Below are 22,961 nucleotides of genomic sequence, written 5' to 3'. Positions count from 1 at the left end.
TTGCGATCAACCGTTTAAAGGTCCGAATCGGGGCAAATTCAGCGGCCGGCGAAAGTAAATTGTAAGTTGTCCGCGTGCGGTATGCGCAATCCATGTGGCGGGCCGTCAGGACGACGGTTCGACGCCGCGCGCGCGGTCTTCGTGGAAACGCTTGCGGAATGTGTCGAACAGTTTCGCCTCGATCGCATCGCGCATTTCCTGCATCAGTTCCAGGTAGTAATGCAGGTTGTGGATCGTGTTCAGCTGCGCGCCGAGAATTTCGCCGACGCGATGCAGGTGGTGCAGATAGCCGCGCGTGAAGTTGCGGCAGGTGTAGCAGCCGCATTGCTCGTCGAGCCGGGCGCAGCGAGTTCCTGTGCGTCGCGTTGCGGATCTTGATGTCGCCGAAACGCGTGAAGAGCCAGCCGTTGCGCGCGTTGCGCGTGGGCATCACGCAGTCGAACATGTCGACGCCGGCCGCGACGCCGGCCACCAGGTCTTCCGGCGTGCCGACGCCCATCAGGTAGTGCGGCTTGTCGGCCGGCAGCTTCGGGCCGATGTGGTTCAGGATCCGCATCATGTCTTCCTTCGGCTCGCCGACCGACAGACCGCCGATCGCGAGGCCGTGGAAGGTCTTCTCCGCGAGGCCGGCGAGCGACTCGTCGCGCAGATCCTCGAACATGCCGCCCTGCACGATGCCGAACAGTGCATTCGGATTGCCGAGGCGCTCGAATTCGTCGATCGAGCGTTGCGCCCAGCGCATCGACATGCGCATCGATCCGGCGGCTTCCTTGTGCGAGGTCGGGATGTTGTTGGTCGCGTATGGCGTGCATTCGTCGAATTGCATCACGATGTCCGAGTTCAACACCTTCTGGATCTGCATCGACACTTCCGGCGACAGGAACAGCCGGTCGCCGTTGATCGGCGACGCGAACGTGACGCCGTCCTCGGTGATCTTGCGCAGATCGCCGAGCGAGAACACCTGGAAGCCGCCCGAGTCGGTCAGGATCGGCTTCTTCCAGCCCATGAAGCCGTGCAGGCCGCCGTGCGCCTCGATGGTTTCGAGGCCGGGTCGCAGCCACAGGTGAAACGTATTGCCGAGGATGATCTGCGCGTGCATTTCGTCGAGCTCGCGCGGCTGGACCGCCTTCACGGTGCCGTAGGTGCCGACCGGCATGAAGATCGGCGTCTCCACCACGCCGTGATTGAGCGTGACGCGGCCGCGGCGCGCGAGGCCGTCGGTGCCGAGCAGTTCGAATTTGAGGCCGTTCTCCGGGCGCTCATGGGCAGGATGTTGCGAGAGATGACCAAGGGTCATGGGGATCACTCCTGGGCTACCGGAAAACAGTCCGGCGCAATCAATGAAAACCGCCACGAGGGATCGCGGCGGCTAGGAAGACTGCCAATACGCTGAAGCAGTGCTCGAACCGGCTCATGCATCGCGCCGCGTGAGCAGCATCGCGTCACCGTAGCTGAAAAAACGATAGCGCTCGTCGATCGCATGACGGTACGCGGCGCGAATCGTCTCGACGCCCGCGAACGCCGACACCAGCATCAGCAGCGTAGATTTTGGCAAATGGAAGTTCGTGACCAGCCGGTCGACCACGCGGAACCGGTAGCCCGGCGTGATGAAGATGTCGGTTTCCGCGCTCGCCGCGCCGAGCGGATGGCCGGCGGCTTCGGCGTCGCGCGCGGCGGCTTCGAGCGCGCGCATCGACGTCGTGCCGACCGCGATCACGCGGTTGCCGCGCGCTTTGGTCGCGGCGATCTTGTCCGCGAGCGCTTGCGGCAGGTGATACCACTCGCTGTGCATCTTGTGCTCGGCGATGTTTTCGACGCGCACCGGCTGAAACGTGCCCGCGCCGACGTGCAGCGTCAGCGTCGCGCGGTCGATGCCGAGGGCGTCGAGGCGGGCGAGCAGCGTGTCGTCGAAGTGCAGGCCGGCGGTCGGCGCGGCGACCGCGCCCGGGTTCTGCGCGAATACGGTCTGATAGCGGGTTTCGTCGGTCGCGTCGGGGTCGTGCTCGATGTACGGCGGCAGCGGCAGACGGCCGTACTGCTCGATCAGCGTCAGGCAGTCGTCGGGGAAATGCAGCGTGTAGAACTGATCGACGCGCTCGCCGACGGTGACGTCGAACGCATCCGCGAGACGGATCGTCGTGCCCGCCTGCGGGCTCTTGCTCGCCCGGATCTGCGCGAGCGCGCTGCGCTCGCCAGTCAGGCGCTCGACCAGCACTTCGATCTTGCCACCGCTTGACTTCTGGCCGAAGAAGCGCGCCTTCAGCACTTTGGTATCGTTGAAGACGAGCAGATCGCCCGGCGCGAGGCACTCGGGCAGTTCGGTGAAGCGGCGGTCGATCAGGCGCGCGGCGCCGTCGGCGGCGCCTGCGGCGTCCACGTCGAGCAGACGGCTTGCGCTGCGCTCGGGCAGCGCGGCTTGCGCGATCAGATCGGGCGGCAGATCGAAATCGAAATCGGAAAGCGTAAACATGCGAACGACTGGAAGCGGGTTGGGACTGATTTGGGACTGAATTGAGCCGAAGCCGGAGCCGGGCGGCTATGATGGCGGGACGCCGAAGCGGCCCGCGCGCTTTGTGCCGCATCCTGCCTACGCTGGACGCGCGAAGGGCGGCACGACCTCTTTTCGACAGCACCCGATATTGTACTTGCGAAGCAGCCTATGCCTTTGTCCGACCGCCGATCGTCCGTTGCCACCCTCGAAGCGGGCGCCGAACCGCGGCGCCGCGGTGCGCGGGCGGAGGCGGGGGAGCTGGATGCGGCGGAAGATGGCGCGCAAGGTGGCATGATGTCCGCTGGCCACGATGCCGGGCGCGACGGCGACAAGCCCGGCGGCAACGCGGGCGACCCGCCGGATCAATTCGCCGCCGACCACGCGAGCGACGACAAACCCGCCGCCAAAACCAAAGGCGTGGCAAAAGCCGCCGCCAAAGCCCCGGTCAAAACCGCCGACAAGCTCGCCAAACTCGGCCTCACGCGCGACATCGACCTCGTGCTGCATCTGCCGATGCGCTACGAAGACGAAACCTCCCTGACACCGATCGGTCACTTGCTGCCCGGCGGCATCGCGCAAACCGAAGGCGTGGTGTTCGACAATGAGATCGCCTATCGCCCGCGCCGGCAGCTGCTCGTGAAGCTGCGCGACGCCGACGGCGACGAGCTCATGCTGCGCTTTCTGAATTTCTACGGCTCGCAGGTCAAGCAGATGGCGCCCGGCGCGCGCCTGCGCGTGCGCGGCGACGTGCGGGGCGGCTTCTTCGGCATGGAGATGGTGCATCCGAGCGTGCGCGTCGTCGATGAAGACACGCCGCTGCCGCAGGCGCTGACGCCGGTCTATCCGAGCACGGCGGGCGTATCGCAGGCGTATCTGCGCAAGGCGATCGACAACGCGCTCGCGCGCACGTCGCTGCCGGAGCTGCTGCCCGCGCCGGTCGCGCGCGCGTTTCTCGAACCGCTCGGGGTGCCGGCGCTGATGGACGCGGTGCGCACGCTGCATCATCCGGACCCGCAGTCGGACGAAACGGCGCTGATCGACGGCACGCATCCGGCCTGGGTGCGCATCAAGTTCGAGGAGCTGCTCGCGCAGCAGATGTCGCTGAAGCGCGCGCACGACGAGCGGCGCACGCGCGCCGCGCCGGCCATGCCGCGCCGCAAGCTCGGCGACGAATCGGCGCTGGTCGCGCGGCTGCTGAAGGCGCTGCCATTTTCGCTGACGGCCGCGCAGCAGCGCGTCGGCGGCGAGATTGCACTCGATCTGACGCAGCCGCATCCGATGCAGCGGCTGTTGCAGGGCGACGTCGGCAGCGGCAAGACGATCGTCGCGGCGCTCGCCGCCGCGCAGGCGATCGACGCCGGCTACCAGGCCGCGCTGATGGCGCCGACCGAAATTCTCGCCGAGCAGCACGCGCGCAAATTGCGCGGCTGGCTCGAGCCGCTCGGCGTGAATGTCGCGTGGCTCGCGGGCAGTCTGAAGACGAAGGAGAAGCGCGCCGCGATCGAAGCGGCCGCGCTCGGCACCGCGCAGCTCGTGATCGGCACGCACGCGATCATTCAGGACGCAGTCGAGTTCGCGCGCCTCGGACTCGTGATCGTCGACGAGCAGCATCGCTTCGGCGTCGCGCAACGGCTCGCGTTGCGCGCGAAGGCGCAGGGCGCCGCCGACGGCGCGGCCGACTTCCAGCCGCATCAACTCATGATGTCCGCGACGCCGATTCCGCGCACACTCGCCATGACCTACTACGCGGACCTCGACGTCTCCACGATCGACGAACTGCCGCCCGGCCGCACCCCGATCCTCACGAAGCTCGTGTCCGATGCGCGCCGCGAAGAGGTGATCGGCCGCGTGCGCGAGGCGGCGTTGACGGGGCGCCAGGTGTACTGGGTGTGTCCGCTGATCGAGGAAAGCGAGACCCTGCAGTTGCAAACCGCGGTCGAGACCTACGAGACGCTGGTGGCCGCGCTGCCCGAGCTGAAGGTCGGGCTGGTGCACGGGCGCCTCGCGCCCGCCGAAAAGACCACGGTGATGGACGCGTTCTCGCGCAACGAGATCCAGCTGCTGGTTGCGACCACGGTGATCGAAGTCGGCGTCGACGTGCCGAACGCATCGTTGATGGTGATCGAGCATGCGGAGCGCTTCGGTCTCGCGCAGCTGCATCAGTTGCGCGGACGCGTGGGGCGCGGCAGCGCCGCGTCGGTCTGCGTGCTGCTCTACACCGGACCGCTGTCGATGACCGCGCGCGCGCGCCTGCAAACGATGCGCGAAACCACAGACGGCTTCGAGATCGCCCGCCGCGACCTCGAAATCCGCGGACCTGGCGAGTTCCTCGGCGCGCGGCAGTCAGGCGCCGCGATGCTGCGTTTCGCCGACCTGCAGAACGATCAGCACCTGATCGAGCCGGCACGCGAAGCCGCCGCGACGCTGCTCGACCAATATCCGGACGTGGTCATTCAGCATCTGGCGCGCTGGCTCGGCGCGCGCGAGCAGTATCTGAAAGCCTGACCGCCGTCCCCGCCGCAAGCACAACGGCTAAAAAGTTGGCGAACCGACCCTATAGGTGTATAACTAGAACCTATCGAATCCATCGGACTGATTGATCCCCGAATGACGCTCACCGAATTGAAATACATCGTGGCGGTGGCCCGCGAGCGGCACTTCGGCCGGGCCGCCGAAGCGTGTTTCGTCAGCCAGCCCACGCTGTCCGTCGCCATCAAGAAGCTCGAAGACGAGCTGAACGTGCAGATTTTCGAGCGCGGAACCAGCGAGGTCAGCGTGACGCCGATCGGCGAACAGATCGTTACGCAGGCGCAACGCGTGCTCGAGCAGACGCTCGCGATCAAGGAAATCGCCAAGCAGGGCAAGGACCCGCTGCTCGGTCCGCTGCGCCTCGGCGTGATCTACACGATCGGACCGTACCTGCTGCCGACGCTCGTCAAGCAGATGATCCAGCGCGTGCCGCAAATGCCGCTGATGCTGCAGGAAAACTTCACGCTGAAGCTGATCGAGCTGCTCAAGCAGGGCGAAATCGACGTGGCGATCATGGCGCTGCCGTTTCCCGAAACCGGGCTGATGCTGCGTCCGCTGTACGACGAGCCGTTCGTCGTCGCGCTGCCGTCCGGCCACGCATGGGAAAGCCGCCCGAAGATCGACCCCGACGACCTGAAGCAGGAAACCATGCTGCTGCTCGGCAGCGGCCACTGCTTCCGCGATCACGTGCTCGGCGTGTGTCCCGAGCTGATGCGCTTTTCGCAGAACGCCGACGGCATCCAGAAGACCTTCGAGGGCTCGTCGCTCGAAACGATTCGTCATATGGTCGCAAGCGGCGTGGGCATTACCGTGCTGCCCGCGCATGTCGGTGCACGAGGTCAAGCCACATGCGGGCGGTATCGACGCGGGCCTGCTCAGCTATGTCGCATTCGACGAGCCGGTGCCCGATCGCCGCGTCGTGCTGGCATGGCGCAAGAGCTTCACGCGCATGCCCGCGATCGACGCGATCTGCGAAGCAATCGCCGCGTGCGACCTGCCGGGCGTCAAAAAGCTCGATCTGCCCGCCGCCGTCAACTGACTCGCCATCATCCGCAGCCGCGCCGGACACCGGTGCGGCCTACCGCAAAAAGGGCGCAAGCCCTATCGAATAGATGAAATTAATCAAATACGAATATTCGATAGATGTTGCTATAGTTTCCTCCACGGATCGCCCGATCCCCTTATTCGATAAGGCTCAGCGCCCAGACTCCGAGTCGGGGCGCGAGACAAGCCAGGAGGAAAACACCATGCAAGCGCTTTCACAGCCCATCCACGCTTTTCCCGCGCAACCGGCCACGACGGCCGCCGCGCCGAGTATCCGTACGGTCGCCGTGTCGTTGCTGGCCGACCGGGTGCTGGCCGCCTGACGTGCCTACCCGTGACGGCGTCCGTCGCGCACGGATGCCGCACGCTTTTCCCCCGATTCGATAGAAACCATGCAGGAGTGCCCATGTCCGAACGTAAGCTCACCAATGCCGCCGGCGCGCCCGTCGCCGATAACCAGAACTCGATGACCGCCGGTCCGCGTGGCCCCGTGGTGCTGCAGGACGTCTGGCTGCTCGAAAAGCTCGCGCACTTCGATCGCGAAGTGATTCCCGAGCGGCGCGTTCACGCGAAGGGTTCGGGCGCGTTCGGAACGCTGACGGTGACGCACGACATTTCGCGCTACACGAAGGCGAAGGTATTCGCGCAGGTCGGCCAGGAAACGCCGCTCTTCATGCGCTTTTCGACGGTGGCCGGCGAGCGTGGCGCGGCCGACGCCGAGCGCGACGTGCGCGGCTTCTCGATCAAGTTCTACACCGAGGAAGGCAACTGGGACGTGGTCGGCAACAACACGCCGGTGTTCTTCATTCGCGATCCGCTCAAGTTTCCGGACTTCATTCATACGCAGAAGCGTGATCCGTACACGAATCTGCGCAGCAACGTCGCCGCGTGGGACTTCTGGTCGAGTCATCCGGAGTCGCTGCATCAGGTGACGATTCTGATGAGCGATCGCGGCATTCCGAAGAACTACCGGCAGATGCACGGCTTCGGCTCGCACACGTACTCGTTCATCAACGCGAGCAACGAGCGTTTCTGGGTCAAGTTCCATTTCAAGTCGCTGCAAGGCATCGAGAACTTCACCGACGCCGATGCCGCGCAGGTAGTCGCCAATGACCGCGAAAGCGCGCAGCGCGATCTGGTGAACAGCATCGACGCGGGCAACTTTCCGAAGTGGCGCTTCGCAATTCAGGTGATGCCGGAAGCGGATGCGGCGAACTACCGCTTCAATCCGTTCGACATCACGAAGGTGTGGTCGCAGAAGGACTATCCGTTGATCGACGTCGGCACGCTCGAACTGAATCGCAACGCGGCGAACTATTTCGCGGACGTCGAGCAGGCGGCGTTCACGCCGGCGAACGTGGTGCCGGGCATCGGATTTTCGCCGGACCGTCTGTTGCAGGGGCGGCTGTTCTCGTACGGCGATACGCAGCGTTACCGGCTCGGCATCAATCATCACCAGATTCCGGTGAATGCGCCGCGCGTGCCGAACCCGCATTCGTTTCATCGCGATGGCGCGATGCGCACCGACGGCAATCGCGGCGGCAACGTGAATTACGAGCCGAATCGCTTCGGCGACTTCGTGCAGGACGAGAACGCGTCCGAGCCGCCGCTCGCGGCGGGCGCGGTCGCGCGTTACGAGCATCGCGAGGACGACGACTACTACACGCAGCCGCGCATGTTGTTCGCGCTGTTCGACGACGCGCAGCGTCAGCGTCTGTTCGGCAATATCGCGCGACATATCGACGGCGTGCCGCAGGAGATCGTCGCGCGTCAGATCGAGCATTTCCGCCGCGCCGATCCGGCTTACGCGGAAGGTGTGATCGCGGCGCTCGCCGCGTTGCGGGAAGGCGGGAACCGCTAGGCGTCATATACGCGGCGGATGGTAAAGCAGTGGCAAAGTAATCGACGGCGCGGCGCATTGCTGCGGTCCGTCACGAGACGAACCCGGAGTACGATCATGATTCGGATGATAATGGCAAGCATCGGCGGTCCGGCCGCCGCGCCGAGCATGCAGGCGCAATGGCAGGCGTTGATGTTTCGCAAGGCGGTGGGCTTTGCGATCGTCGCGAGCGGCTTTGCGGTAATCGCCGCGCAGGCGTTGCAACGCGCGCTGGGAGGCTGAGCGCAGTACCGCCAGAATGGCTGCGCAGCAAGGCTCGCGGGCACGTGTAGCGCGAACCTTGCGGCATTCACGCTACACTGTCGAACGTTTTATTCGTGTTTTCGCTGACCGTCATCTGCCGACCGGTTCGTATCACTCTTCAAAGGAGTCATCATGGCCAAGAAAGAAGCCGCCGCAGCAGTACAGCACGTCAACATCGGGATCAGCGACAAGGATCGCAAGAAGATCGCCGAAGGGCTGTCGCGTCTGCTCGCCGACACCTACACGCTGTACCTGAAGACCCACAACTTCCACTGGAACGTCACGGGTCCGATGTTCAATACGCTGCACCTGATGTTCGAAACGCAGTACAGCGAACTCGCGCTCGCGGTCGACTCGATCGCCGAACGCATCCGTGCATTGGGCGTGCATGCGCCGGGCAGCTACAAGGATTTCGCGAAGCTGTCGTCGATCCCCGAAGCGGACGGCGTGCCGCCCGCGGAAGACATGATCCGTCAGCTGGTCGAAGGTCAGGAAGCGGTGGTGCGCACCGCGCGCGCGATTTTCCCGTCGACGGAAGCCGCCAACGACGAGCCGACCGCCGACCTGCTCACGCAACGCATGCAGACACACGAAAAGACCGCATGGATGCTGCGCTCGCTGCTCGCCTGATTTGGCGCAGCTGAGCCGGTCGAGTCGAGTCCGATGCCGGCGCCGGCATCGCCCGCGCCGTGCTAAAAAACGCACAAGCCTCTCTGCACGGGAGGCTTTGTTTTTTGCGCCGCTGCCGCGTGACGCGCAGATTCGAGCGCGTGGCACTTCAATACGCGGCCGCGCGAATCCTGGGCCGCCGTGCGCTTCCCGTAAAATAGGCGCACCGTGTTCGCACTTCACCGAATTCGTCCCATGTTCGCCCGATTTCCCCTGTATCTGCGCCTCGTGCGCATGGACAAGCCGATCGGCAGCCTGCTGCTGCTGTGGCCGACGCTCAACGCACTGTGGATCGCGTCCGGCGGTCATCCGTCGTGGCAATTGCTGGTGATCTTCACGCTCGGCACGGTGCTGATGCGCTCGGCCGGCTGCGCGATCAACGACTACGCGGACCGCGATTTCGACCGTCACGTGAAGCGCACCGAGAACCGGCCGATCACGTCCGGCAAGATCAATGCGTGGGAAGCGGTCGTGTTGGCAACCGTGCTGTCGCTGATCGCGTTTCTGCTGATTCAGCCGCTCAATGCATTGACCAAGGAGTTGTCGGTGGTCGCGCTGTTCGTCGCCGGCACGTATCCGTTCATGAAGCGCTTCTTCGCGATTCCGCAGGCGTATCTGGGCATCGCGTTCGGCTTCGGTATTCCGATGGCGTTCGCCGCGGTGCAGGATCACGTGCCGCTGCTCGCGTGGGTGATGCTGGTCGCGAATATCTTCTGGGCCGTTGCGTACGACACCGAATACGCGATGGTCGATCGCGACGACGACATCAAGATCGGCATCCGGACGTCGGCGCTCACATTCGGCCGTTTCGACGTGGCCGCGGTCATGCTGTGCTATGCGGTGACGCTCGCGATTTACGTCGGCATCGGCGTGACGCTCGGGTTTGGTCCGCTGTACTGGCTCGGCTGGGCGGTCGCGGTGGGTTGCGCGATCTATCACTACACGCTGATCCGCCATCGCGAGCGCATGGCGTGCTTTGCCGCGTTCCGTCACAACAACTGGCTCGGCGGCGCGTTGTTCGCGGGGATCGCCGCGCATTACGTGGTGGCTTCGTTTTAATTCGCGTCAGCGCTTTTCGGGCTTCAGACCGCTGCATTTCTACACGCCGTAGGCGCCTGCCCTGATGAGAAGAAGGACAGTCGCGCTACGGCGTGTCTGTTTCCGTTGTTTCTTTTCGACGCCGGTTCGCGTTACTGCTTGCCGAATTCGTCGCCCATCTCGCGCGCCCGCGCGTCGGCGGCCAGTGCGCCGCGCACGATCGCGTCCTTGATGCCGCTCGCTTCGAACGAGGCGAGCGCTGCCGCGGTCGTGCCGCCTTTAGATGTCACGCGCTCGCGCAGCACGCTCGGCGGCTCGTCGGAATTGGCCGCGAGTTGCGCGGCGCCCGTGAAGGTCGCGACCGCCAGCGCGCGGCCCTGCGCTTCGTCCATACCGAGTTGGCGCGCGGCTTCCTGCAGCGCTTCGATGAAATAGAACACGTAGGCCGGCCCGCTGCCCGAGATCGCGGTGACCGCGTCGATCTTCGCTTCGTCGTCGAACCAGACGGTTTCGCCGACCGCGCCGAGCACCTGTGACGCGAGCGCGCGGCCCGCTTCGTCGACGCTGCCGCTGGCGACGAGACCCGTGACGCCCATGCCGATCAGCGCCGGCGTATTCGGCATCACGCGCACGACGCGGTTGTGGCCAGCGAGCCAGCGCGACATGTCGCCGATGCGAATGCCCGCGACGATGCTGACGACGAGTTGCGACGCGCGCAGATGCGGCGCCAGCGTCCCGGCGACGCTCTTCAGGATCTGCGGTTTCACCGCGAGCACGACCGCGTCGTAGTCGGCGAGCGTGGCGTCGGCGGCCGCGCCGGTGCGGATGCCGAATTGCTGCTCGTTGCGCTGGCGCGCGTCTTCGTTCGGATCGACCGCGTACAGGTCCGCGGGCGCGACGCCCCGCTTGATGAGGCCGCCGATCAACGCCGCGGCCATGTTGCCGCCGCCTATAAACGCAATTTTCATGATGGTCCGGGTAGGTTCAGATGAGATGCGGTGAGGTCTTCGCGCAGCCACGTTCGCGCAAGGCCCGTGGAAATGCTCAGCGCGAATAATCGCGGGCGCCGAAGATCGCGGTGCCGACGCGCACGATCGTCGCGCCTTCGAGCACGGCTGCTTCGAGATCGGCCGACATGCCCATCGACAGCGTATCGAGCGCGAGCCCGTCGTTACGCAAGCGCTCGAACAGCTCGCGCAATTGGCGATGCGGCGCGCGTTGTTCTGCGAGATCGCCGCCCGGTTCGGGAATCGACATCAGTCCGCGCAGCTTCAGCTTCGGCAGCGCGGCGATCTGCTGCGCGATAGCGGCCGCCTCGGCGATGGCGACGCCACTCTTCGACGCTTCACCGCTGACGTTGACCTGCAGGCACACGTTGAGCGGCGGCAGGTTGTCCGGGCGCTGCTCCGACAGCCGCTGCGCGATCTTCAGCCGATCGACCGAATGTACCCAGTCGAAATGCTCGGCGACGGGCCGCGTCTTGTTCGATTGCAGCGGCCCGATGAAATGCCATTCGAGCGACGCACGCAGATCGGCAAGTGCCTGGATCTTGTCGAGCGCTTCCTGCACGTAGTTCTCGCCGAATGCGCGTTGACCGGCCGCATGAGCGGCGCGCACGGCATCGGCGGGAAACGTCTTGGAGACCGCGAGCAGCGTCACGGACTGCGCGTCGCGGTGGGCCGCTTGCGCGGCCCTGGCGATGCGCTCGTGCACGTCGGCGAGATTGTGAGGCAGATAGGACATGGAACGAACCGGTGTTCAGCGAAGACGATGCCCCGATTATACGGACAGCATGTGCTCGACCAATTCTATCCAGTGCGCGACCGGCGTCGACGTACCGCTTTGCAGATGCGCGATGCAACCGACGTTCGCCGACACGATCACCTGCGGCTCCTGCGCCTGCAAACGCTCGAGCTTCTGGTCGCGCAGCGCGTACGACAGGCGCGGCTGCAGCAGCGAGTAGGTGCCGGCCGAGCCGCAGCACAGATGGCTGTCGGCGGGCAGGCGCACTTCGACGCCGAGCGCGCTGAGCAGTTGCTCGACCTTGCCGCGGATCTGCTGGCCATGCTGCAGCGTGCAGGGTGGATGAAATGCGACCGTGTGTACCGAGCGGCGGCGCGTGATGGCGACGAGCTTTTCTTCGAACTCGGGCAGGATCTCCGAGACGTCGCGCGTCAATTCGACGATGCGGCGCGCCTTCTCGGCATAGTTCGGATCGAGGCGCAGCAGATGCGCGTATTCCTTGACCGTCGCGCCGCAGCCCGACGCGTTCATCACGATCGCTTCAACGCCCTGTTCGACGTAGGGCCACCATGCGTCGATGTTCGCGCGCAGGTCGTCGAGCGCTTCGTCGTGGTAGCCGAGGTGCAGGCGGATCGCGCCGCAGCAGCCGGCGTCGGGCGCGATCAGCGTTTCGATGCCGAGCGCATCGAACACGCGCGCGGTCGCGATGTTGACGTTCGGCATCATCGACGGTTGCACGCAGCCCGCCAGCATCAGCACCTTGCGTTCGTGTTTTGCGCTCGGCCATTCGAGCGGGCGTTGGCGCGCGGGCACCTTGTCGCGCAGCTTCTTCGGCAGCAGGCCACGCACGTGCTGACCCAGTCGCATCGCCGGCGTGAAGAACGCGCTGTTCGGCAGCACGCTCGCGAGCAGGCGCCGCATCAGCCGCTGATTGAGCGGACGCGTGACTTTCTCTTCGGTGAGCTTGCGGCCGATTTCGACGAGCCGCCCATATTGCACGCCCGACGGGCAGGTCGACTCGCAATTGCGGCAGGTCAGGCAGCGGTCGAGGTGAACCTGCGTACTGCGCGTGACCGGCGCGCCTTCGACCATCTGCTTGATCAGATAGATGCGCCCGCGCGGGCCGTCGAGTTCGTCGCCAAGCAGTTGGTAGGTTGGGCAGGTGGCGGTGCAAAAACCGCAATGCACGCATTTGCGCAGGATGGCGTCCGCTTCGTTGCCATCGGGCGTATTACGAATGAAGTCCGCGAGGTTGGTTTGCATCGCGTCGCTCAGAAGTCGGAGTAGAGACGGCCGGGGTTGAAGATGCGGGCCGGGTCGAATGCATGTTTGAGGCCGCGATGGATTTTCATCAGCGGCGCGGGCAGCGGTGTGAATACGCCGGCGCTGCGGTCGTAGCCTTGGCCGCTGCGGAAGATGGTCGCGTGGCCGCCGGCCTGTTTCGCGCTGATGCGCACGGTTTGCGCGTCGGTGTCGGTGATCCACCAGCGCTGGCCGCCGCCCCATTCCATCAGTTGCGCGCCGGGCAACTGCAGCGGCTCGGTGATCGACGGTAGCGCGAGACGCCACAGCGCGGCCTTCGGTGGAATGCCCGCGAAAAACGAATCGGTCTGTTCGCGCAGGCCGGCCCAGAAGCGTTCAGCTTCGACCGCATCGACGACTTCGCCGCCGAGCCCGGTGCGCGCTGCCTTGACCGCGGCTTCCGCGCCGCCCAGGCGCACCGCGAGCGTGCCGTTGCGCCATGCGCTCGCGGTGATCGGCAGGGGCCGGCCGCCCCATTCGTTGAGCTTGCGTACCGCGTCGGTGCCGTTCATGTCGAACTTCAGCGTGGCTTCGACCTGCGGCCGCGGCAGCACTTTGACCGACAGCTCGAGGATCAGCCCGAGCGTGCCGAGCGAGCCCGCGAGCAGCCGCGACACGTCGTAACCCGCGACGTTCTTGACGACCTGGCCGCCGAAGTGCAGCACCTGCCCCTGGCCGTTCATCACGACGGCGCCGAGCACGAAGTCGCGCGCGGCGCCGACGGCCGGCCTGCGCGGCCCCGAAATGCCAGCGGCGATGCAGCCGCCGAAGGTGGCCTGCGACCCGAAGTGCGGCGGCTCGAACGGCAGCATCTGGTCGTGCTCGGCGAGCGCGGCTTCGATTTCCAGCAGCGGTGTTCCCGCGCGCGCGGTAATCACGAGTTCGGCCGGATCGTACGCGATGATGCCGCGATAAGCGCGCGTGTCGAGGATCTCACCTTCCAGCGTCTGGCCATACCAGTCTTTGGTGCCGCCGCCGCGGATGCGCACCGCGCGTCCCTCGGCGCTGGCCGACCGCACGCGTTCGGACCATACGGCGACGATGTCGTCCTCTTCCATGGTGTCCTGCTCGTTGTGTTTCGTTTGATTGTACCGGGCGGCGGCTCGCTGGCAAGCCGGAGCGCACCCGCATGACGGGGCGCGGCATCGGTCTGGAGGGGAGGGCGCAAAGCGCCGCGCAGGCCGCGCCAGCATCAGCGCGGGCGCGGCGAACGGTGGATGCGCGCTACAAACGCCAGCCGCTAGAAGCGCGGCAGCTCGGGATGAGGCAGCAGGCCGCCGCGCACGTGCATCTTGCCGTATTCGGCACAGCGCGCCCGCGTCGGGATGCCCTTGTCGGGATTCAACAGGCCGGGCGCGTCGAATGCTCGCTTGACCGCGTGGAACGTGTCGCGCTCTTCGGGCGAGAACTGCACGCACATCGAATTGATCTTCTCGATGCCGACGCCATGCTCGCCCGTCACCGTGCCGCCCAGCTCGACGCAAGCTTCGAGGATGTCGCAACCGAACAACTCGGCGCGATGCCACTCGTCCTGGTCGTTGCCGTTGAACAGGATCAGCGGGTGCATGTTGCCGTCGCCGGCATGGAATACGTTGATGCAGCGCAACTGGTAGGTCTTCTCCATCTCCTCGATGCGCGCGAGCAGCGGCCCGATACTGCGGCGCGGCACGGTACCGTCCATGCAGTAGTAGTCCGGCGAAATGCGGCCGGCGGCCGGAAACGCGTTCTTGCGCCCGGACCAGAAGCGCAGGCGCTCGGCTTCCGTGCGTGAAATCTGGATACGGGTCGCGCCGTGCTCGCGCAGCACCGCGGTCATGCGCACGATCTCGGCCGCGACTTCCTCGGGCGTGCCGTCCGATTCGCACAGCAGGATCGCCGCCGCGTCGAGGTCGTAGCCCGCGTTGACGAACTCCTCGACCGCGCGCGTGGCGGGCTTGTCCATCATCTCGAGGCCGGCCGGAATGATGCCCGCCGCGATGATGCCCGCAACGGCGTCGCCGCCTTTGACGACGTCGTCGAAGCTGGCCATGATGACCTGCGCGGTTTGCGGCTTCGGGATCAGCTTGACGGTGACCTCGGTGACGATCGCGAACATGCCTTCGCTGCCAATCAGCACCGCGAGCAGATCGAGCCCCGGCGCGTCAGGCGCGAGCGAGCCGAATTCGACGATCTCGCCTTCCATCGTGACCGCGCGCACGCGCAGCACGTTGTGCACGGTGAGGCCGTACTTCAGACAATGCACGCCGCCCGAATTCTCTGACACGTTGCCACCGATCGTGCAGGCAATCTGCGACGACGGATCCGGCGCATAGTAAAGACCATACGGCGCCGCGGCTTCGGAGATCGCCAGATTGCGCACGCCCGGCTGCACGGTCGCGATGCGCGCGTACGAGTCGACTTCGACGATCTTGCGAAAGCGCGCGAGCGATACCACCACGCCGTGCCGAATCGGCATCGCGCCGCCGGACAGCCCGGTGCCCGCGCCGCGCGGCACGATGGGCACCTCGAGGCGATGGCAGATCTGCACGATGCGCTGCACCTGCGATTCGGTTTCCGGCAACACGACCGCGAGCGGCAAACGCCGGTACGCGGCGAGTCCGTCGCATTCGTACGCGACGGTGTCTTCTTCGCGATACAGCAGACAGTGGGTCGGCAACACGGCCATCAGCGCCTGCACGACTTCGCGCTGACGCTTCGCGAGGACTTCGGCCGACAGTTCAGCGGGTGCGTTCATGTGAGTTGTCTCCTCGTGGCTTGCGCCGGTCCGGCTTCCTGGTTCGAGCCGGCTGTTTCGTGCTGCCTGCTTCGCATCACTTGCGTGTTCAGCCTGGCGCGGTTGCCACTGGGCGTGTCAGCGGTTTGCCGCGGCCGGCATGCGCAGTGTCGATCAGGCCGCCGCCCAGGCGAAAATCTTGCCCGGGTTCATCAGATTGCGAGGGTCTAGCGCGTGCTTGATGGAGCGCATCGTGTCGACCGCGCCGTCGCCGTGCTCCTCGAGCAGAAAGCCCATCTTGTGCAGGCCAATGCCATGCTCGCCGGTGCAGGTGCCGTCCATCCGCAGCGCGCGCTGCACGATGCGATGGTTCAGGCGCTCGGCTTCCTCGAGCTCTTCGGGCTTTTCCGGGTCGATCAGGATCGCGACGTGAAAGTTTCCGTCGCCGACATGGCCGACGATCGGGCAGGGCAGCGGCGACGCCAACAGATCCTGCTCCGTTTCGACCACACACTCCGCGAGACGCGAGATCGGCACGCAGACGTCGGTGGTGACCGCGCGCGAGCCGGGCTTCAGTTGCAGCATCGCGAAATAGGCGTTGTGACGCGCGTTCCACAGACGGCTGCGGTCTTCGGGGCGGGTCGCCCATTCGAAGCCTTCACCGGCATTCTGTGCGGCGATTTCCTGCACGAGTTCGGCCTGTTCCTTGACGCCGGCCTCGGTGCCGTGAAATTCGAAGAACAATGTGGGCGCTTCGCGCAGTGTCAGATTCGAATGGCGATTGATCGAGCGGATCGCAAGTGAATCGACGAACTCGACACGCGCGATCGGCACGCCGATCTGAATCGTCTCGATGACCGCGCGCACCGCATCGCCCATCGACGGGAACGTGCACACCGCGGCCGACACCGCCTCCGGCTGCGGATAGAGGCGCAGCGTGATTTCCGCTATCACGCCGAGCGTGCCTTCCGAGCCGACGAACAGGCGCGTGAGGTCGTACCCCGCCGACGATTTGCGTGCGCGCGAGCCGGTCTTGATCACGCGGCCATCGGCGAGCACGACCGTCAGGCCGAGCACGTTCTCGCGCATCGTGCCGTAGCGCACGGCGTTGGTACCCGACGCGCGGGTTGCCGACATCCCGCCGATGCTCGCGTCCGCGCCGGGGTCGATCGGGAAGAACAGGCCGGTGTCGCGCAGCGCTTCGTTCAGTTGCTTGCGCGAGATGCCGGGCTCGACGGTGACGGTCAGGTCTTCGGCGTTGATCGACAACACCCGGTTCATTTCCGACAGATCGATCGACACGCCGCCTTGCACGGCAAGCAGATGTCCTTCGAGCGACGAGCCATTGCCGTACGGAATGATCGGCACGTCGTACTGGCCGCACAGCTTGACGGCGGTTTGCACGTCTTCGGTTGTACGCGCGAACACGACGGCGTCAGGCAGTTGCGGATCGAACGGCGATTCGTCGCGACCGTGGTGCGCACGCACGGCTTCGGCAACGGAAACCCGATCGCCGAAAGCGGCTTTGAGCTGGTTCAGCAATTCGGCGGGAAACGGCCGGCGTAGCGGCGCCGGCGGCACGGGATGGTTCACGCATGTCTCCTGTGTCGACCGGAGTTAGCGCTACAGCGCTTACTCCGGTCCCATGCTTTAGCTCGATCGGAGTTGGCGCTTCAACGCGTGCTCCGGTCCCATGAAAGTTTCTTTAAATAACGGTCTGTTTGCAGCAAGTATTTCATTTTACGCCGTTCGCCCGCCAGGCAGCGCCGGGTCGGCTTCCGCTCATATAATGGCGGCGATTTCGCGATGCGTGCAATATGGACAAACCAGCTGACAGCATCGTCACTAATGCATGGGAGACGTCATGGGCAATCGCCTCAGCAAGATCGCCACTCGCACCGGCGACGACGGCACCACCGGTCTCGGCGACGGCCGCCGCGTGCGCAAGGACAGCGCGCGTATCGCCGCGATTGGCGACGTCGACGAACTCAATTCGAATCTCGGCGTGCTGTTGTGCGAGAACCTGCCCGAGAACGTACGCGCGGCGCTGGTCGCAATCCAGCACGACCTGTTCGATCTGGGCGGCGAGCTGTGCATTCCCGGTCACACGATGATTACCGAACAGCATCTCGCGCAGCTCGACGGCTGGCTCGCCGACTACAACGCCACGCTGCCGCCGCTGAAGGAATTCATTCTGCCGGGCGGTTCGCGCGCGGCCGCGCTCTCGCATGTGTGCCGTACCGTTTGCCGCCGCGCGGAGCGGGCGATCGTCGCGCTTGGCGAACACGAGGCGCTGAACGCGGCGCCACGTCAGTACGTGAACCGGCTGTCGGATCTGCTGTTCGTGCTGGCGCGCGTGCTCAATCGCGCGGACGGCGGCACCGACGTACTGTGGCAGCACGATCGCGGCGCGCCGTGAATGGCGACGCACATGTGCGCATGGACACGCACGGTGCTTCGCACGAGCCGACGCTCAACCGACGGCGAGCGTGACCGGCTTGCCGATGCGGCTCAGCATTTCCACGAGCGTGTCGATCGTGAACTTGGTGGTTTTCTTGTTGACGACGTCGGACACGCGCGGGCGCGACACCATCAGAATTTCGGCCGCCTCGGCCTGCTTCAGATGATGCTGTTCGATCCACGTGGACAGTTCGGTCATCAGCTGTTCCTTGAGCAGCCGCGTGTCGTTGATCTGCTTTTGCGACGCATTGTGAAGGCGCTTCGCTTCCTCGGTGGAAAAACCGAGTTCGAGGAACACGTTCGCGCCGGCTCGCGTTACGTGACGAATGTTGGTGTCGATCGTCATGGCTGGGTGGTCCTGTAATGGGTGATGGCGCGGTAGCGCGTTTCGGCAATTTTTCTGTCGCACGGTCCGAGCCTCTGCGTTTTCTTCTGAAAGCAATGCAGCACGTACAGCGCTTCGGCGTATTTGGTCACGTACATCACGCGAAAAATGCCGTCCTGGTCTCTGATGCGAATTTCGCGCGTTCCCGCGCCGATAGACTCGAACGGTTTCCAGTCGTCGGGGTCGAGTCCTGACTGAATCTTGTGAAGCTGAAACCCTGCGAGACGACGCGCTTCGTTGGGAAAAGCGAGCAGATCACGGTAGCTGGAGCCTAACCAGCGAATTTCCTTTTCCTGCTCCATCGCCACCTCATGTATAAAATCTTATACGCATTCTCCAACCTGGTCAAGCGTGTAAGCGACCAGGCAACGAGCTATGACGATATCGAGGCGGCAGGCTGAGTACCATTCGTCCGAATGGCCAATAAAAAACCCCGGTTCGAAATTGAACCGAGGTTTTTTCTACGGACGGCTGACAAGCCCCCGCCGTGGTGGCGGGGCAGGCGTTCAGTTGCCGCTGCCGCGCGCGACGCGGCGCTGCCTGACCGCTTCGGCAAGGCCTTCGAGCACCGCGACGCTTTCGTCCCAGCCGATACACGCATCGGTAATGCTCTGCCCGTACGTGAGCTCGCAGCCTTCCTGCAGATCCTGGCGACCCGCGACGAGGTGCGACTCCACCATCACGCCGACGATCCGCTCGTCACCCGCGGCGATCTGACGGCCGATGTCCGCGCACACCGGAATCTGGTTTTCGTGCTTCTTCGAACTGTTCGCGTGGCTCGCATCGATCATCAGACGCGCGGCGAGGCCCGCCTTGCCGATGTCCGCGCAGGCCGCGTTGACGCTGTCGGCGTCGTAGTTCGGCGTTTTGCCGCCGCGCAGAATCACGTGGCAGTCCTCGTTGCCCGCGGTCGATACGATCGCCGAGTGGCCGCCCTTCGTGACCGACAGGAAATGGTGCGGCTGCGAGGCGGCCTTGATCGCGTCGACGGCGATCTTCACGTTGCCGTCCGTGCCGTTCTTGAAGCCGACCGGGCAAGACAGTCCCGAAGCCAGCTCCCGGTGCACCTGCGATTCGGTCGTGCGCGCGCCGATGGCACCCCAGGAGATCAGATCCGCGATGTACTGCGGGCTGATCATGTCGAGGTACTCGGTGCCGGCCGGCAGGCCGAGTTCGTTGATCCGCAGAAGCAGCTCGCGCGCGGTGCGCAGACCTTCGTTGATCTTGAAGCTGTTGTCCATATGCGGGTCGTTGATGAGACCCTTCCAGCCCACCGTCGTACGCGGCTTTTCGAAGTACACGCGCATCACGACTTCGAGTTCGCCGGCAAAGCGCTTGCGCTGCTCGATCAGACGCCCCGCGTATTCGATCGCGGCCTTCGGATCGTGAATCGAGCACGGGCCGATCACGACGATCAGACGATCGTCCATGCCGTGCAGAATGCGATGCATCGCGGTGCGCGAGTCGTAGATCACGTTGGAAACCGTCTCGTCGCAGGCAAATTCGCGGATCAGGTGAGCGGGCGGCGTGAGTTCCTTCAATTCGCGAATGCGGACATCATCGGTATTGTGCGGGGGCATGTTGTTCTCCTGAATCGGTTCGTAGCGTGTTCGCGCGGGCAACGGGGGCGATCAGTCAGTGATCAAACAGCGAGGCCAGAGCGGACGACGATCAAAAAATGGTCAACGACAAAATGTCAGTCAGGTATCGAAAAGCGTGAGACGAAAAAAAACCGCCAGGCTGGCTGGCGGTTTTTCGGGAATTCTCGGTGTCCTGCGTGCACTAACACCCCTCTCGATCCGCCAGCGGTCTGAGATACCAAAAAAAGTAAAAATAAAACTTGGCGGACATGGCGAAGTGAATGCGTCGCTGGTCAAAAAGGGTGAGTGACTTTATAACCCGGTACAGGCTCGGTTGACAAGCTGGAGCGTCGAAAAATGCGAAAAATCCGCACACTTTGCGCCTTGCGTGCGCGAAGCGTGCATCCGTGACGAAATCAGGCCGTGCCGCCGACCGTCATCCGCTCGATGCGCAGCGTCGGTTGACCGACGCCCACCGGCACGCTCTGGCCTTCCTTGCCGCACACGCCCACGCCCGAATCGAGCTTCATGTCGTTGCCGATCATCGTGACGTACTTCAGCGATTCCGGTCCGCTGCCGATCAGCGTCGCGCCCTTGACCGGATACGTGATCTTGCCGTTCTCGATCATGTACGCCTCGGAGGCCGAGAACACGAATTTGCCGTTCGTGATGTCGACCTGACCGCCGCCGAAGTTCACCGCATACAGGCCGTTCTTCACGGACGCGAGGATTTCTTGCGGGTCCTTGTCGCCGTTCAGCATGTACGTGTTGGTCATGCGCGGCATCGGCAGCGCCGCGTACGATTCGCGTCGAGCGTTGCCGGTGACCGGCATCTTCATCAGACGCGCGTTCAGCGTGTCCTGGATGTAGCCCTTCAGGATGCCGTCCTCGATCAGCGTCGTGCACTGGGTCGGATTACCTTCGTCGTCGATATTGAGCGAGCCGCGACGATTCGGCAGCGTGCCGTCGTCGACCACGGTGACGCCCTTCGCGGCGACCTGCTCGCCGATGCGTCCCGCGAATGCCGACGACCCTTTGCGGTTGAAGTCGCCCTCGAGCCCGTGGCCGATCGCCTCGTGCAGCAGCACGCCGGGCCAGCCCGGCCCGAGCACGACGGTCATCGCGCCGGCCGGTGCCGGACGCGCGTCGAGATTGACGAGAGCGGCGTGCACCGCATCGTCGACATAGCGCGACAGCACTTCATCGGTGAAATAGCCGTAGTCGAAACGGCCGCCGCCGCCGCCGCTGCCGATTTCGCGGCGGCCGTTCTGCTCGGCGATCACCGTCACCGACACACGCACGAGGGGCCGGATGTCGGCCGCGAAGCCGCCGTCGCTGCGCGCGACCAGCACCACGTCGTATTCGCCGGCGAGGCCCGCCATCACCTGCTGGATGCGCGGGTCGCGGCCGCGCGCCATCTGCTCGATGCGCTCGAGCAGCTTGACCTTGGCGGTGGCGTCGAGCGAATGCAGCGGGTCGGACGGCAGGTACAGATCGCGCCCAGCGATGCCGGTCAGCGACGACGCCACCTTGATCTTCTGCTTGCCGCCGCCTGCCTTGGCGATCGCGCGCGTGGCGGTGGCCGCCTGGCGGATCGCTTCGGGCGACAGGTCGTCCGAGTAGGCGAACGCGGTGCGGTCGCCCGACACGGCGCGCACGCCGACACCCTGATCGATGCTGAAGCTGCCCGACTTCACGATGCCTTCCTCGAGACTCCACGCTTCGCTGCGGGTGGTCTGGAAGTACAGGTCCGCGTAGTCGACGCGGTGCGTGAAGATCTCGGCGAGCGTGCGCGTGAGCAGCGATTCGTCGAGACCATAGGGCGTGAGGAGGATGTCCTTGGCGGCGGCGAGATTACGGATACCGGGTTCGATGATGTTCATGCGAAGTATGTTCTGCTCGATACGAAGGGGTCGGGGAGCGCCTGCGTCGCTATATGCGTGGCAGGCGCCGCAGTTTCAATGTCGGTTTCAGGTCAGCACGCGATGACGCCATGCCGGCAGGCTCTGCCGCACTTCGTCGATGCGCGCGCGTTCGAGGTTGCCCGCGACCACGCCGGCGCCCTCGTCGCGCACCGCGACGATCTCGCCCCACGGGTCGATCAGCATGCTGTGGCCCCAGGTGCGGCGGCCGTTTTCATGTTTGCCGCCTTGCGCCGCGGCGAGCACGTAGCACTGGTTTTCGATCGCGCGAGTGCGCAGCAGCAGTTCCCAATGCGCGCGGCCGGTCGTGTAGGTAAACGCGGACGGCACCACGATCAGCGCGCAGTCGCCCATGCGCCGGTACAGTTCGGGAAAGCGCAGATCGTAGCAGACCGACAGGCCGACCCGGCCGAATGGCGCCTCGAAGCTTTGCACCGAGGTGCCGGGTCGAATCGTGCGCGCTTCGTCGAACGATTCTTCGCCCTTTTCGAAGTTGAACAGGTGGATCTTGTCGTAGCGCGCGGCCTCGTTGCCGTTCGGGTCGAACACCAGCGTCGTGTTCAGTACGCGCGACGGCTCCGGTGCGTTCAGCGGCAGGGTGCCGCCGATCACCCAGATCTGGTGACGGCGCGCGGCGTCGGCGAGAAAGCGTTGGATCGGGCCGTCCTGATGTGGCTCGCGCACGGCGAGCTTGTCGGTGTCCTTGAAGCCCATGAAACAGAAATACTCGGGAAGCAGCACGAGTTGCGCGCCGTCGGCGGCGGCTTCGGCGATCAGGCGCTCTGCGTCGGCGAGATTGCGATCGCGATCCGGCGAGCTGACCATCTGCAGCGCGGCGACCCGGAAGGGGCTGGCTACAAGGCCGCTGGACGTTGCGGCGGATGCGGATGAAGTGAGGTGTGTTTCGCTCATGAGCGTGTCGAAAGACTCCCGGCGGGCGGC

Annotated in this window: 19 protein-coding genes and 2 pseudogenes; 8 read left to right on the top strand and 13 right to left on the bottom strand. The window is 64.9% G+C overall.

Annotated features, from left to right (window positions below; translation table 11 throughout):
* Positions 1 to 105: 105 nt before the first annotated feature.
* A pseudogene (tgt, locus tag OKW28_RS38260) lies at positions 106 to 1,297 on the bottom strand (tRNA guanosine(34) transglycosylase Tgt).
* Positions 1,298 to 1,411: 114 nt separating this feature from the next.
* A complete protein-coding gene (gene queA, locus OKW28_RS38255; protein WP_429453144.1) occupies positions 1,412 to 2,470 on the bottom strand; it encodes a tRNA preQ1(34) S-adenosylmethionine ribosyltransferase-isomerase QueA in 1,059 nt (352 codons plus the stop codon).
* Positions 2,471 to 2,659: 189 nt separating this feature from the next.
* Between queA and recG the strand changes: the two genes are divergently transcribed.
* The 6 genes and pseudogenes from recG (at position 2,660) to ubiA (ending at position 9,935) form a co-directional block, all read left to right on the top strand.
* The gene (recG, locus tag OKW28_RS38250) at positions 2,660 to 4,996 is read left to right on the top strand and encodes an ATP-dependent DNA helicase RecG (RefSeq protein WP_429453142.1); all 2,337 of its coding nucleotides are present in this window, start codon (positions 2,660 to 2,662) and stop codon (positions 4,994 to 4,996) included.
* 102 nt (positions 4,997 to 5,098) lie between these two features.
* Positions 5,099 to 6,059, top strand: a pseudogene (locus OKW28_RS38245) (LysR substrate-binding domain-containing protein).
* 411 nt (positions 6,060 to 6,470) lie between these two features.
* Positions 6,471 to 7,925: a catalase gene (locus OKW28_RS38240; protein ID WP_429453141.1), complete on the top strand. Its 1,455-nt coding sequence runs from the start codon at positions 6,471 to 6,473 to the stop codon at positions 7,923 to 7,925.
* Positions 7,926 to 8,021: 96 nt separating this feature from the next.
* A complete protein-coding gene (locus OKW28_RS38235; RefSeq protein WP_429453139.1) occupies positions 8,022 to 8,186 on the top strand; it encodes a hypothetical protein in 165 nt (54 codons plus the stop codon).
* A 153-nt stretch (positions 8,187 to 8,339) separates the two neighbouring features.
* Positions 8,340 to 8,837: a Dps family protein gene (locus OKW28_RS38230; protein ID WP_429453137.1), complete on the top strand. Its 498-nt coding sequence runs from the start codon at positions 8,340 to 8,342 to the stop codon at positions 8,835 to 8,837.
* A gap of 234 nt (positions 8,838 to 9,071) precedes the next feature.
* Positions 9,072 to 9,935: a 4-hydroxybenzoate octaprenyltransferase gene (gene ubiA / locus OKW28_RS38225; protein ID WP_429453135.1), complete on the top strand. Its 864-nt coding sequence runs from the start codon at positions 9,072 to 9,074 to the stop codon at positions 9,933 to 9,935.
* A 131-nt stretch (positions 9,936 to 10,066) separates the two neighbouring features.
* Here ubiA and proC read toward each other — a convergent pair whose 3' ends face one another.
* From proC to OKW28_RS38195, 6 genes are all read right to left on the bottom strand, one after another.
* Positions 10,067 to 10,882: a pyrroline-5-carboxylate reductase gene (gene proC / locus OKW28_RS38220; RefSeq protein ID WP_429453134.1), complete on the bottom strand. Its 816-nt coding sequence runs from the start codon at positions 10,880 to 10,882 to the stop codon at positions 10,067 to 10,069.
* Positions 10,883 to 10,958: 76 nt separating this feature from the next.
* Complete coding sequence (locus OKW28_RS38215) at positions 10,959 to 11,657, bottom strand: YggS family pyridoxal phosphate-dependent enzyme (RefSeq protein ID WP_429453132.1); 699 nt, start codon at positions 11,655 to 11,657, stop codon at positions 10,959 to 10,961.
* Between the two features lie 36 nt (positions 11,658 to 11,693).
* Positions 11,694 to 12,920: a glycolate oxidase subunit GlcF gene (gene glcF / locus OKW28_RS38210; protein ID WP_429453130.1), complete on the bottom strand. Its 1,227-nt coding sequence runs from the start codon at positions 12,918 to 12,920 to the stop codon at positions 11,694 to 11,696.
* An 8-nt stretch (positions 12,921 to 12,928) separates the two neighbouring features.
* Positions 12,929 to 14,017 (bottom strand): glycolate oxidase subunit GlcE, encoded by a 1,089-nt coding sequence (glcE, locus tag OKW28_RS38205; protein WP_429453128.1) that lies wholly within the window; start codon positions 14,015 to 14,017, stop codon positions 12,929 to 12,931.
* 182 nt (positions 14,018 to 14,199) lie between these two features.
* A complete protein-coding gene (locus OKW28_RS38200) occupies positions 14,200 to 15,693 on the bottom strand; it encodes an FAD-linked oxidase C-terminal domain-containing protein (RefSeq protein ID WP_429453126.1) in 1,494 nt (497 codons plus the stop codon).
* Between the two features lie 153 nt (positions 15,694 to 15,846).
* Positions 15,847 to 17,265 (bottom strand): FAD-linked oxidase C-terminal domain-containing protein, encoded by a 1,419-nt coding sequence (locus tag OKW28_RS38195; protein ID WP_429453124.1) that lies wholly within the window; start codon positions 17,263 to 17,265, stop codon positions 15,847 to 15,849.
* A gap of 271 nt (positions 17,266 to 17,536) precedes the next feature.
* Here OKW28_RS38195 and OKW28_RS38190 point away from each other — a divergent pair, with 271 nt between their 5' ends.
* Complete coding sequence (locus tag OKW28_RS38190; RefSeq protein ID WP_429453122.1) at positions 17,537 to 18,091, top strand: cob(I)yrinic acid a,c-diamide adenosyltransferase; 555 nt, start codon at positions 17,537 to 17,539, stop codon at positions 18,089 to 18,091.
* A 54-nt stretch (positions 18,092 to 18,145) separates the two neighbouring features.
* On the opposite strand, the gene OKW28_RS38185 is transcribed toward OKW28_RS38190, so the two are convergent.
* From OKW28_RS38185 to aroG, 3 genes are all read right to left on the bottom strand, one after another.
* Entirely contained in the window at positions 18,146 to 18,478 is a 333-nt protein-coding gene (locus OKW28_RS38185) for a helix-turn-helix domain-containing protein (protein WP_429453120.1), read from the bottom strand.
* Positions 18,475 to 18,819 (bottom strand): type II toxin-antitoxin system RelE/ParE family toxin, encoded by a 345-nt coding sequence (locus tag OKW28_RS38180; protein ID WP_429453118.1) that lies wholly within the window; start codon positions 18,817 to 18,819, stop codon positions 18,475 to 18,477. The genes OKW28_RS38185 and OKW28_RS38180 overlap by 4 nt, the downstream gene beginning before the upstream one ends.
* A gap of 204 nt (positions 18,820 to 19,023) precedes the next feature.
* On the bottom strand, positions 19,024 to 20,097 hold the full coding sequence (gene aroG, locus OKW28_RS38175) for a 3-deoxy-7-phosphoheptulonate synthase AroG (protein WP_429453116.1): 1,074 nt from the start codon (positions 20,095 to 20,097) through the stop codon (positions 19,024 to 19,026).
* A gap of 58 nt (positions 20,098 to 20,155) precedes the next feature.
* On the opposite strand from aroG, the gene OKW28_RS38170 reads away from it, so the two are divergent.
* Positions 20,156 to 20,407 carry a hypothetical protein gene (locus tag OKW28_RS38170; RefSeq protein WP_221311849.1) on the top strand — a complete coding sequence of 84 codons (252 nt, stop codon included), beginning with the start codon at positions 20,156 to 20,158 and terminating at the stop codon, positions 20,405 to 20,407.
* A gap of 106 nt (positions 20,408 to 20,513) precedes the next feature.
* Here OKW28_RS38170 and tldD read toward each other — a convergent pair whose 3' ends face one another.
* Positions 20,514 to 21,980, bottom strand: a complete 1,467-nt coding sequence (gene tldD / locus OKW28_RS38165) for a metalloprotease TldD (RefSeq protein ID WP_429453115.1) — start codon at positions 21,978 to 21,980, stop codon at positions 20,514 to 20,516.
* A gap of 87 nt (positions 21,981 to 22,067) precedes the next feature.
* On the bottom strand, positions 22,068 to 22,931 hold the full coding sequence (locus OKW28_RS38160; RefSeq protein ID WP_429453114.1) for a carbon-nitrogen hydrolase family protein: 864 nt from the start codon (positions 22,929 to 22,931) through the stop codon (positions 22,068 to 22,070).
* Between the last annotated feature and the right edge of the window lie 30 nt (positions 22,932 to 22,961).

The sequence above is a fragment of the Paraburkholderia sp. 40 genome (genome assembly GCF_050434105.1).
Taxonomy (GTDB): Bacteria; Pseudomonadota; Gammaproteobacteria; order Burkholderiales; family Burkholderiaceae; genus Paraburkholderia; species Paraburkholderia tuberum.
This window is presented reverse-complemented; position numbering and strand designations above follow the sequence as displayed.

Coding starts and splice junctions, on each gene's coding strand:
- queA (WP_429453144.1), bottom strand. CDS start 2,470: ATGTTTACGCTTTCCGATTTCGATTTCGATCTGCCGCCCGATCTGATC.
- recG (WP_429453142.1), top strand. CDS start 2,660: ATGCCTTTGTCCGACCGCCGATCGTCCGTTGCCACCCTCGAAGCGGGC.
- OKW28_RS38240 (WP_429453141.1), top strand. CDS start 6,471: ATGTCCGAACGTAAGCTCACCAATGCCGCCGGCGCGCCCGTCGCCGAT.
- OKW28_RS38235 (WP_429453139.1), top strand. CDS start 8,022: ATGATTCGGATGATAATGGCAAGCATCGGCGGTCCGGCCGCCGCGCCG.
- OKW28_RS38230 (WP_429453137.1), top strand. CDS start 8,340: ATGGCCAAGAAAGAAGCCGCCGCAGCAGTACAGCACGTCAACATCGGG.
- ubiA (WP_429453135.1), top strand. CDS start 9,072: ATGTTCGCCCGATTTCCCCTGTATCTGCGCCTCGTGCGCATGGACAAG.
- proC (WP_429453134.1), bottom strand. CDS start 10,882: ATGAAAATTGCGTTTATAGGCGGCGGCAACATGGCCGCGGCGTTGATC.
- OKW28_RS38215 (WP_429453132.1), bottom strand. CDS start 11,657: ATGTCCTATCTGCCTCACAATCTCGCCGACGTGCACGAGCGCATCGCC.
- glcF (WP_429453130.1), bottom strand. CDS start 12,920: ATGCAAACCAACCTCGCGGACTTCATTCGTAATACGCCCGATGGCAAC.
- glcE (WP_429453128.1), bottom strand. CDS start 14,017: ATGGAAGAGGACGACATCGTCGCCGTATGGTCCGAACGCGTGCGGTCG.
- OKW28_RS38200 (WP_429453126.1), bottom strand. CDS start 15,693: ATGAACGCACCCGCTGAACTGTCGGCCGAAGTCCTCGCGAAGCGTCAG.
- OKW28_RS38190 (WP_429453122.1), top strand. CDS start 17,537: ATGGGCAATCGCCTCAGCAAGATCGCCACTCGCACCGGCGACGACGGC.
- OKW28_RS38185 (WP_429453120.1), bottom strand. CDS start 18,478: ATGACGATCGACACCAACATTCGTCACGTAACGCGAGCCGGCGCGAAC.
- OKW28_RS38180 (WP_429453118.1), bottom strand. CDS start 18,819: ATGGAGCAGGAAAAGGAAATTCGCTGGTTAGGCTCCAGCTACCGTGAT.
- aroG (WP_429453116.1), bottom strand. CDS start 20,097: ATGCCCCCGCACAATACCGATGATGTCCGCATTCGCGAATTGAAGGAA.
- tldD (WP_429453115.1), bottom strand. CDS start 21,980: ATGAACATCATCGAACCCGGTATCCGTAATCTCGCCGCCGCCAAGGAC.
- OKW28_RS38160 (WP_429453114.1), bottom strand. CDS start 22,931: ATGAGCGAAACACACCTCACTTCATCCGCATCCGCCGCAACGTCCAGC.